Here is a 10,820-nt window from a genome sequence, read left to right on the forward strand (position 1 = left end):
ACAGAAGATATTCAGCGAAACGGGATTCCGCCATATCTGCGCACAGAAAACATTATCCCGACACGTCAGTTCCTGCTTTATGGCAATGTAAAATTGGTTCTTCCGGCACGTAGTTTATCGTCCGTTAGCCTCGATTCACATAGGAAGCGAATGTGATTTTCTTGGCTGTGAATGTGACGAACAGCTCCTCGGATATCGCAGAAAAGACTGCACGATAGTGGGAAAAATGTGCACACTTTAGCCATTTTATGCACAAATGGAGAAATTTTGAGCAATTTTTCTTGCAGCCCTTAAATAATCTTTATACCTTTGCAGCCGTTTTTTGAAAATTTTAATAGTTATTGCATGTTTAAGAAATCGACAGCAGTGATGCTGCTCTTCTCGCTTACGGCAGTCACGGCTCATGCCGGCGGTCTGCTCACCAACACCAATCAGAACATCAGTTTCAACCGCAACTTCGCGCGTGAGGGTACCATCGGCATCGACGGTGTGTACTCCAATCCTGCCGGTGTGTCGTTCCTGACGAAGGGATTCCACCTCTCGCTCAACGTGCAGAACGTATATCAGACCCGCGATATCACCTCGTCGATAACCGTGCCGACGCTCCAGGGCACGCCATTCTATCAGCCGTTCAAACTCAATGGTGGCGACGACAACGGTGAGAAGTGCTTCCGTGGTAAGGCGTCGGTGCCTGTACTGCCGTCGTTCCAGGCTGCGATGGTCTACGACAAGTGGACCCTTCAGGCCGGATTCGCACTCGCCGGCGGTGGCGGAAAGGCTATCTTCAACAACGGACTGCCAAGTTTCGAGAGGCAGATATCGCTCGTTCCGGCAATCCTTTACGGTCAGGGACTGACATCACAGACACCATCCTACAGTGTGCGCAGCAACATCAAGGGCCAGCAGTACGACTTCGGACTGCAGCTCGGTGTGTCGTATAAGGTCAACGACCACCTCGCCGTGTATGGCGGCGCGCGCTTCAACTACATATACAATAAATATGTGGGCAACATCACCGACATCTCGGCGAATATCAACGGCGAGAATGTCAACCTCCACGACTATTTCGACACTCAGGCGCAGACCTACGACCGCATGGCGTTCTACTACCGCATGAGGGCGTCGGAGATGACCGACGAGGCGGCGAAGGCCAAATATCAGGCTGCGGCTCAGCAGGCGCAGGCCGGTGCCGACAAGATGAACCAGACCAAAGAGCTCTTCGCCGACAAGTATCTCGACTGTACGCAGAACGGATGGGGCATCACCCCGATCATCGGTATCGACTATAAGGCAGGACGGTGGAATATCGGTGCACGCTACGAATTCACCACAAAGTTCAACATCGAGAACGATACGAAGGTCGACAACACCGGACTCTTCGCCGACGGAGTGAACACTCATAACGACCTTCCGGGACTGTTGGCTGTCGGAACACAATATGAGATTCTGAAGAATCTGCGTGCGATGGTGGCCTGGCACTACTATTTCGACAAGGACGCCCGCATGGACCACGACAAGCAGAAGGCCCTGTCGGGAAATACGCAGGAGTATCTCGCAGGCATGGAATGGGACGTTACAAAAGGCATCACGCTGAGTGCCGGCGGACAGCGCACGCATTATGGCCTCGGCGACGGAACCTATCTCTCCGATATGTCGTTCGTGACGAGCAGCTACAGCATCGGTTTCGGAGCTAAGGTGAAGATAGCCAAGAACATGAGTCTGAACGTGGCGTACTTCTGGACCGACTATGAGAAATTCCACAAGGAGTACGACCAGACTATCACCGGTGCCGGACAAAGCGTGGAGACGCACAATACCGATGTCTTCACCCGGTCGAACAAGGTCTTCGGTGTGGGTCTCGACATCGACTTGTAAGCCGTCTCTAATATCCGATTCCTCCGGTGACGGTGTGCGGCTACGGCCGGATTATTGCCGCGGAGGATGGAATAAGAAATGATTTTAATCTGATTGGATGTGGAGAAGTCTCGCATCAGCGGCAGAAGAATACTGCAAATGCCTTATCATCAAGAGCTTATGAGTTAGCTCTATGTGGCTACCAGGATTATATTTGCAGTTATTACGCTGTCAGCTTCTCCCCCATTAAACAAAGAACAGGACTGTCGGTCATAGGCTGGCAGTCCTGTTCACATATTATATATATGGCTGTAGACGTTACTTGGCGTATTTCTCAGCCTGACTCTTTATCAGTTCGGCATCCTCGAAGTAGTCGATGCGCATAGCCTTACGGACCTCGTCCATGGTGTTGGCACCCACCTCGCGGGCAGCATCGGAACCTTTCTTCAGGATATTGTATATCTCGGGAATGTCCTTCTCGTACTCGGCGCGACGCTCGCGGATTGGGTCGAGCATGCGGTTGATGACCTTGTTGAGCATCTTCTTGCACTTCATGTCGCCGACACCACCATGGGTGTAAGCGGCTTTAAGCTCGTCGAGGTTCTGGAACTCAGGCCAGAAATCGGCAAAGTCCTGGTCGGTGGAGAAAGCATCGAGATAGGTGAACACGGCATTTCCCTCCACATGACCGGGGTCGGAGACGTTGAGATGGGTAGGATCGGTGTACATTCCCTTGACTTTCTGCCATACAGTGTCCTTGTCGTCGGACAGATAGATGCAGTTGCCGAGGCTCTTCGACATCTTCTCCTTACCGTCGGTACCCGGCAGACGGCGTGCTGTGGCGTTCTCCGGAAGCATGATATTCGGTTCGACGAGAACAGACGAGTACACCTGATTGAATCGTCTTACGAGCTCGCGGCACACCTCTATCATCGGCTCCTGGTCCTCGCCGGCAGGTACCGTTGTGGCCTTGAAGAGGGCGATGTCGGCAGCCTGCGATACAGGATAGCAGAAGAAGCCGAGCGGAATGTTCGCCTCGAAGTTGCGCATCTTTATCTCCGTCTTCACCGTAGGATTGCGCTGTACACGGCTCACGGTGATGAGGTTCATCAGGTAGACCGTCAGCTCGGCGAGTTCAGGTATGCGGCTCTGCACGAAGAGGGTGCACTTTGTCGGGTCGAGGCCCGCCGAGAGGTAGTCGAGGGCCACCTCGATGATGTTGTCGCGTATTTTGTCGGGATTATCGGCATTGTCGGTGAGTGCCTGTACGTCGGCCATGAACACGAACATGCGGTCGAAATCGCCTTTGTTCTGAAGTTCCACGCGGCGGCGCAGACTGCCTACGTAATGTCCCAAATGAAGTTTTCCTGTTGGACGGTCACCCGTCAGAATTACTTTTCCCATTTGTATGTTTATATTTTATAGCTTGTTTTTCGTTGTTGTGGGGTGCCGTTCAGATTTTCGAAAGCGTATAGCGGGCGCGCCGTGAGCCGTCGTTGGCGTTGTATTCCTCCAATGTCATGGTGCTGCCCTCGGTTTTCAGCCAGTGCAGTTTGCGCCCCGACGACAGGTCGATGCGGAACGATCCCGTCACGACGGTGTAGGTGCCCCGCTCTAATATCGTTGTCGTGGCACCACCGGCGGTTTCGTATATTGAGTAGCTCTTGTCGTTGTTGAACGACGCGTAGCGGCTGTCGTAGTTGACGGTCTGGATGGTTGTCCTCTCCATTTTGCCGTTTTTATCGGTTGTGAGCACCACACTGTCCATTTTCTCCACCTTCCACGACCCGGCGACGGTGCTCTGGTCGAAGTTCACATGTACCGTATCGTCGTCGTCGCTGCATGCCGTCAGAGCCAGAGCCGGCAGGAGCATCAGCATGACGACTGCCAAATATGTTGTCTTTATCTTTTTCATCGTTTTCTATTTTCCCGTTTTTTCGGTTTTATTTTTGCGATTTCTTGTCCCCAGTTGCCGTTGCTGAGCCTTTCGAATCCTTGTCCTTAGTCGTCGAGGCATCCTTCGTCTTGTGCTTGTCGGTGGCGGCAGGCTTGTCGGTAGTGGCCTCGTCGGTAGCGGGTTCGGTGCCTTCCTGGTCGGCAGCACTCTGGTCGGCGGCTCCGTTCTCTACTGTTGCGGCGGTGTCGGCGGTTGCCGTCTCCTCCTTAGGAGCCTCGTGATGCACCTCCACGGTATCGACTTCCTCGGGCATAGTGTCCTCCACAGTGGTGTCGTCGCTGGCGGTGTCAGGTTCCACATTCTCGTAGGGGTCCTCAATTGGCTGCTTCGTGGTGCGGTTCAGAGCCGTGAAAGCCACTCCGGCGGCAACGGCTATGACGATGAATATCAGGCACCCGAGGGCCAGTCCGCGGCGGTTCCGCTTTCCGTTGCCGTCGCCACCGTCACCGCCGTCGCCGGTTGTCGGTGCGTAGCCGGTCTGATAATCGTCGTCGGCAGTATCGCTGCCCTTGTCGCCCTTAGGCAGGTTAACACGCATTTTTCCCTGACAGCCGGGACAGATACACTCGATGGTCTGTCCGCCCTTGCCGTCGACGAGGAACCGTTTGTTGCAGTGTGCGCAGGTAATCTGATATTTCATAATCCGTTCGTTTACGTAATTTATTTCTTAGCCAGCTGCTCTTTATCTCTTGACCAGCCGTCGGTTATCTCTTAACACTCCGTCCGCCGTTGCTTGACCAACCGCTCTTAATTTCGTGGTCAGTCGTAAGCAATCGCCTGATAGTCAGCTTATTACTTCTTTACTAACTGTTCATTGGCCTTGGAGTTTATCGAAGCGAGGATCTTTCGTGTGGCTCCGGCAAGCTGCTCGACGTATTTGCCAGCCTCCCGACCGCTTTTTGCCAACATCTGAGGGTCGCTGTCGAGTTGCGACATGATATTGTCGAAGTCGTCGGCAGTTTGAATTTCGTATCCGCCTTTGACCGCCAAGAGTCCTTGAGCCTCATCGAAGCGCTTGTTGTTAGGTCCGAAGATGACGGGGATATTCCACACCGCGGCCTCAAGGACGTTGTGTATGCCGACACCGAATCCTCCTCCCACATACGCCACACTGCCGTAGCGGTAGATGCTCGACAGCAGTCCATAGCAGTCGATGATAAGGAAGTCGGCAGTGGCAGCCTCCTCCGGGGTTGTCTGGGTGTACCTCACCACTTTGCGGTCTTTCACCATTGCCATTATCTGCCTGAGGTGATTGTCGCTGACAACATGCGGTGCGATAATCAGTTTCCAGTTTCTGTGGCGGTTGAAATAGGTGATAAAGATCTCCTCATCGGGCGGCCACGAGCTTCCGGCAACGAAAACCCTCTCCGGGGCAGCGCCGTTTCGGCTTCCGGCAGTGAACGCCTCGACTATCGGCAGTTGCTTGGCAGCCTCCTTGATTTGTATTACGCGGTCGAAACGAGTGTCGCCGACGACCTCCACATCGTCGATACCGATGCCGTGGAGCAGTTCGCGACTCTCGTTGTTCTGGACGTAAAAGCGTGTGAAACAGCGCAGTACGTGACCATAACTGCGCCCGTACCACTGGAAGAAAACCTGCGAAGGGCGGAAGATACTCGACACGCTGTAGACCGGAACGTGGCGGTGGCGGAGGATATGTAGGTAGTTATACCAGAACTCATACTTGATGAAGAACGCCATGACCGGCCTTACGGCACGCAGGAATCGGCGCGCGTTGATGACCGTATCGATGGGGAGGTAGGTCACAATGTCGGCTCCCTCGTAGTTCTTCCGTACTTCGTAGCCCGAGGGCGAGAAGAACGTCAGCAGAATCTTGTACTCGGGGTGGTCGTGGCGAATCTGTTCGATGAGCGGACGACCCTGCTCAAACTCTCCGAGCGAGGCGGCATGGAACCATATATACTCCGCGTTTGGGTCCACCTTCTCACGGAGGGTGCGGACGGCTATGCGCTCTCCGTCCCACATCTTCTTCACTTTCTTGTTGAAGAAGCTGTAGATGATGACGACCAGCTCATACAAGTGCATTAAAATGTTGTACATTAATGTCTTACGCTACCCTCCGTGGAATGAATACGTTATTATCCAAGTTTCTCAATGGCTCTATGCAGACGGGCCAAGGTCTCCTCCTTGCCGAGGAACGCCGAGATGTCGAACATCCCGGGACCCTTGCCGATACCGACGAGGGCGAGGCGGAAAGCGTTCATCACGTCGCCCAGTTTATACCCCTTGTCCTCAACCCACTTCATGACCACGGGCTCCTGACCCTCGACGGTGAAGTTGTCGATGCCCTCGAGAACCCCGCAGAGCTCGGTCATCTGCTGTTTGCTATAGTCCTTCCACCGCTTCTTGACGGTTTTCTCGTCGTAGCTTGTCGGGGCCACGAAGAAGAACGAGCACAGAGGCCACAGCTCCTTGACGAAGTCGACACGGTCCTTCATCATGTGCACCACCTGGCGCACCTGGTCCATGGTGGCATTGACACCGTTGTTGGCAACGATAGGCGCGAAGAGCCGCGCAATCTCGTCATCGCTCTTGCGGAGGATATATTCATGGTTGAACCATATTCCTTTCTTATAGTCGAACTTGGCTCCGTTCTTCGAGCATTTGGTGATATCGAAGGCCTTTACGAGCTCGTCGAGGGAGAAGATCTCCTGTTCGGTGCCGGGGTTCCATCCCAACAGGGCGAGGAAGTTGACCACAGCCTCGGGGAAGTAGCCGCTCTCGCGGTATCCCGACGACACCTCTCCGCTCTTCGGGTCGTGCCATTCGAGCGGGAATACCGGGAAACCGAGCTTGTCGCCGTCGCGCTTCGACAGCTTGCCTTTGCCCTCCGGCTTGAGCAGCAGGGGCAGATGTGCAAACTGCGGCATAGTGTCCTCCCAGCCGAAAGCCTTATAGAGGAGAACGTGCAGAGGCGCACTCGGCAGCCATTCCTCGCCACGGATGACATGCGTGACACCCATGAGATGGTCGTCGACGATATTGGCTAAATGGTATGTCGGCAGCTCGTCGCTGCTCTTGTAGAGCACTTTGTCGTCGAGGATGTCGCTCTTCACGGTCACATCGCCGCGGATAAGGTCGTGGACGGTAATCTCCTGACCCGGCTCAATCTTGAAACGTACGGTGTACTGCTCGCCGTCGTCGATGAGTTTCTTCACCTCGTCGGCCGGAAGCGTCAGCGAGTTGCGCATCCCGGAGCGCGTGTGGGCATCATACTGGAAGTTCTTCACCTCATCGCGTTTCTTCTGGAGCTCCTCGGGAGTGTCGAAGGCATAGTAAGCCTTGCCGGCATCGAGAAGCTGGCCGACATACTTCTTGTAGATTTCGCGGCGCTCGCTCTGACGGTAGGGACCATGGTCGCCACCGAAGCTCACACCCTCATCGAACTTTATACCGAGCCACTTGAAGCTCTCAAGTATATACTCCTCGGCACCGGGAACAAAGCGGTGGGAGTCAGTATCCTCAATACGGAAAATAAGTTTGCCATTGTGCTGACGGGCAAACAGATAGTTGTACAATGCCGTGCGGACACCACCGATATGCAACGGACCCGTTGGGCTCGGTGCGAACCGTACTCTTACTTCTCTTTCTTGCATCTTTACAAAATGATGATAAGACAATAATTTTCTGCAAATTTACGACTTTTTTTTGAGTATGACACGTTTTTTTTGTATTTTCGCAAAGTGTTTGGAAATAATATACTGAATTCATGAGCAAATATGACAAGATAGAGAACGGTTACTGGCGCAACATAATAACGCGTACAGTGCTGAGTCTCATAACGATAGCCGTTATCATCGTGTTCCTTCCCCGGAGCACCGACCGCCTCTTCCACTACGAGGAGGGACAAGTGTGGCGTTATCCGGCCCTCAACGCGCAGTTCGATTTCCCCGTCTTCAAGACCGATGAGGCCATAGCCGCCGAGCACGACTCCATCGTCAGGCAGTATCAGCCGTATTTCAACTTCAACGAGAATGTGGAGCAGCAGCAGATCTCCCGTTTCCGTGCGCAGTACAAGAACGGCATTCCGGGGCTCAAAGGCGACTGGGTGGACTATATCGCCAACCGCCTCCACAAGCTCTACGAGCAGGGAATCATCGACCCGACGGTGCAGACCCAGCTCGACAACAAGGGCGAGACATCTCTCCGCGTGGTCATCGGCAAGGAGGCCGCCGTGGTGGCAAAGGACAGTGTGCTGACGACCATCAACGCCTACGAGCGCCTCTTCATGGACCCGCGGCTCGGCCCGAACCGGTCGCTGCTGCAGTCGTGCAACCTCAACGAGTATATCGAGGCCAACCTCGTCTACGACCGCGAGCGCAACGAGACCGAGGAGAGCGACCTCCTCAACACCGTCACCCCGGCCAGCGGACTTGTCCAGCAGGGTGAGCGCATCATCGACAACGGCAGCGTCGTCGACGCTTACAAGGCGCGGGTGCTCAACAGCTACGAACGGGCTTTGGCTCAGCACAATGCGTCGGGCAACGAGATAACGAGCACTCTCATCGGACAGATAATAATCGTCTCGATGCTCGTCATCCTCTTCACTCTCTATCTGGCGCTCTTCCGGAAGGACTACTTCATCAAGCCGCGGAACATCACGATGCTGTACGTGATGATTGTCATCTTCCCAATCTTCACGTCTTTGATGATGCTCTACAATAAGTTCAGCGTCTACCTCATACCCTATGCCATGGCCCCGATATTCATCCGGGTGTTCATGGACTCGCGGACGGCCTTCATCACCCACGTCACGACGATTCTCATATCGGCCATAGCGGTCAAATACCAGTATGAGTTCATCATCGTCCAGCTCGTCGGCGGTCTCGTGGCTATCTACTCGCTGCGCGAACTCTCCAAGCGGAGTCAGATATTCCTCACGGCCATCCTCGTGGTCATCGGCGAGGCGATGGTCTACTTCGGCTTGCAGCTAATCCTAACCGACTCGCTGACAAAGCTCGACAGCACGATATACTACCACTTGGCTGTCAGCGCCTTCTTCCTTCTCTTCACCTATCCGCTGATGCTCGTCGTCGAGAAAACATTTGGATTCGTCTCCACGGTGACTCTCTTCGAGCTGTCGAACACCAACAACGAACTCCTGCGGCGGCTCAGCGAGGTGGCACCGGGAACCTTCCAGCACAGCATTACCGTCGGAAACCTTGCCGCTGAGATAGCCAACAAGATTGGAGCCAAGGCGCAGTTAGTGCGTACCGGAGCCCTCTACCACGACATCGGAAAGATGACCAATCCGGCGTTCTTCACTGAGAATCAGGCCGGTGTGAATCCCCACGAGCGACTGCCCGAGAAGGAGAGTGCCGCAATCATCATCAGTCACGTCACCGAGGGCCTCAAGCTCGCCGAGAAGTACAATCTGCCGCGAGTCATCAAGGACTTCATATCCACCCACCACGGCGAGGGACTGACGCGCTACTTCTACGTGAAATACAAGAACGAGCATCCCGACGAGGATGTCGACCAGGCTCCGTTCCGCTATCCGGGTCCCAATCCGTTCACGCGCGAGCAGGCTATCCTGATGATGAGCGACACCGTTGAGGCCGCCTCGCGATCGCTCAACGAGTATACCGAGGAGAATATCATGAAACTTGTCAATAAGCTTATCGACGGACAGGTGAGCGAAGGTTTCTTCCGCGACTGTCCTATAACGTTCCGCGATATCACCATCGCCAAGCAGGTACTCATCGAACGCCTCAAGTCGATCTACCACACCCGCATACAGTATCCTAAGCTAAGCACCGAGGCCGAGGCCAACCTCCAGGCCAAAGCGGAGAAGGAACAAGCGTGAGGAATACCAGATAGGGCTGTCGCAGGCCCATAAGCCAAACTGCGGGTGCCACGATACGAGGCACCCGCAGTTTGGCTTTTCTTGTAGATAAGGACATTGTTGCAGCCCGAACGGATTAGTATTCCGACTTCGCCACGTTGCTATCCAATAGTCCGTGAGCCCCATCCCGTAATTGCGAATTATCTTTACACCATTCCAATACATACCGTTTGGGCTTGCGAAACGGTCTGTTTCGCAGCCTGAAACGGTCCTTTTTGCAACCTCAAACGGACCGTTTTAGAACGCAAAAAGGCCTTACTTGTAATGCGCTGTATCTCAGCAACTTAGAAAGACAGTTCTAATTCCGTTTTTGTTTGATTTATTTTTACAATTCATCACATTACCCCAATATATGCATCAACCGAAATTAGTGGCGTAGTAGGGGTTAACCCGTTGTAAAATCTACGGATTCTGAAGAGCCGTGATGAAGTCAGTAGGCAATCAAAACAACACTCATGCCATGTCAGTCAAAATTTATATTAAGAATGTTACACTGCCTATGCGTCACCCCAAATTATCATAGATAAACGATAATAAGCTGATAATCAGAATAGAACTTTATGTATTACTGAAAGAAATGAAGAAGTCAGGATATAATTTCCTGACTTCGTCAATGCGTCACCTTGAATCGAGAATACGTTTTTGAAAAATAGTCACGTACAGACTTTAGCTCCCCATGGAGCTAAGGTGCTGAGGTGATGGGGACAGCCTTACGAGCAAGCTCGTCGGCTGCCCCCATCACCTCAGCACCACCCCATACAAAGCGGGGGACAAAGCCTGCCCGTGACGAAAATCGCTATCGCGTAAAATTGCGCAGAGCGCATAAAATATTCACCTCCGACACTTGCAACACTCCGCCAACGTAGGGGTGGGGTTTATCCCCACCCTCGCTGCTATGGGGCATTTACATCAATTCTTGCTCGTCGCTGGTAGGGCTGGGATAAACCCAGCCTCTACGGCGGACGTGTGCAATACATTGGCTATCAACGCATTATCAACGTGATTGCAGCACACATCCACCGCTTCCTAGGTTTCTGACCAAAGGAAATCTCGATTATTTTTCGTTTTTAACTAAATTTATTGTAATGTTGATTTTTTATTTACATTTATAGTGCTGCCTCAAGTGAAGGTTCCGTCTTCAAT

General features: G+C 53.2%; 7 protein-coding genes. 2 read left to right on the forward strand and 5 right to left on the reverse strand.

Features of this window, described 5'->3' with window-relative positions; translation table 11 throughout:
• Positions 1-345 precede the first annotated feature (345 nt).
• Positions 346-1,875: a hypothetical protein gene (locus LDN30_RS10450; RefSeq protein ID WP_223926577.1), complete on the forward strand. Its 1,530-nt coding sequence runs from the start codon at positions 346-348 to the stop codon at positions 1,873-1,875.
• A gap of 297 nt (positions 1,876-2,172) precedes the next feature.
• On the opposite strand, the gene trpS is transcribed toward LDN30_RS10450, so the two are convergent.
• The 5 genes from trpS to gltX all read right to left on the reverse strand — a co-directional run bounded on the left by trpS (position 2,173) and on the right by gltX (position 7,428).
• Positions 2,173-3,258, reverse strand: a complete 1,086-nt coding sequence (gene trpS / locus LDN30_RS10455; protein ID WP_223926578.1) for a tryptophan--tRNA ligase — start codon at positions 3,256-3,258, stop codon at positions 2,173-2,175.
• Between the two features lie 49 nt (positions 3,259-3,307).
• Positions 3,308-3,769 (reverse strand): hypothetical protein, encoded by a 462-nt coding sequence (locus LDN30_RS10460; protein WP_223926579.1) that lies wholly within the window; start codon positions 3,767-3,769, stop codon positions 3,308-3,310.
• A 28-nt stretch (positions 3,770-3,797) separates the two neighbouring features.
• Positions 3,798-4,451 carry a hypothetical protein gene (locus tag LDN30_RS10465; RefSeq protein ID WP_223926580.1) on the reverse strand — a complete coding sequence of 218 codons (654 nt, stop codon included), beginning with the start codon at positions 4,449-4,451 and terminating at the stop codon, positions 3,798-3,800.
• Positions 4,452-4,603: 152 nt separating this feature from the next.
• Positions 4,604-5,872 carry a 3-deoxy-D-manno-octulosonic acid transferase gene (locus LDN30_RS10470; protein ID WP_223929401.1) on the reverse strand — a complete coding sequence of 423 codons (1,269 nt, stop codon included), beginning with the start codon at positions 5,870-5,872 and terminating at the stop codon, positions 4,604-4,606.
• A 38-nt stretch (positions 5,873-5,910) separates the two neighbouring features.
• The gene (gene gltX, locus LDN30_RS10475; RefSeq protein WP_223929402.1) at positions 5,911-7,428 is read right to left on the reverse strand and encodes a glutamate--tRNA ligase; all 1,518 of its coding nucleotides are present in this window, start codon (positions 7,426-7,428) and stop codon (positions 5,911-5,913) included.
• A gap of 113 nt (positions 7,429-7,541) precedes the next feature.
• On the opposite strand from gltX, the gene LDN30_RS10480 reads away from it, so the two are divergent.
• Entirely contained in the window at positions 7,542-9,638 is a 2,097-nt protein-coding gene (locus LDN30_RS10480; RefSeq protein WP_223929403.1) for an HD family phosphohydrolase, read from the forward strand.
• Positions 9,639-10,820: the final 1,182 nt, after the last annotated feature.

The sequence above is a fragment of the Prevotella lacticifex genome, assembly GCF_019973375.1.
Lineage (GTDB): Bacteria > Bacteroidota > Bacteroidia > Bacteroidales > Bacteroidaceae > Prevotella > Prevotella lacticifex.

Coding starts and splice junctions, on each gene's coding strand:
- LDN30_RS10460 (WP_223926579.1), bottom strand. CDS start 3,769: ATGAAAAAGATAAAGACAACATATTTGGCAGTCGTCATGCTGATGCTC.
- LDN30_RS10450 (WP_223926577.1), top strand. CDS start 346: ATGTTTAAGAAATCGACAGCAGTGATGCTGCTCTTCTCGCTTACGGCA.
- LDN30_RS10465 (WP_223926580.1), bottom strand. CDS start 4,451: ATGAAATATCAGATTACCTGCGCACACTGCAACAAACGGTTCCTCGTC.
- trpS (WP_223926578.1), bottom strand. CDS start 3,258: ATGGGAAAAGTAATTCTGACGGGTGACCGTCCAACAGGAAAACTTCAT.
- LDN30_RS10480 (WP_223929403.1), top strand. CDS start 7,542: ATGAGCAAATATGACAAGATAGAGAACGGTTACTGGCGCAACATAATA.
- gltX (WP_223929402.1), bottom strand. CDS start 7,428: ATGCAAGAAAGAGAAGTAAGAGTACGGTTCGCACCGAGCCCAACGGGT.
- LDN30_RS10470 (WP_223929401.1), bottom strand. CDS start 5,872: ATGTACAACATTTTAATGCACTTGTATGAGCTGGTCGTCATCATCTAC.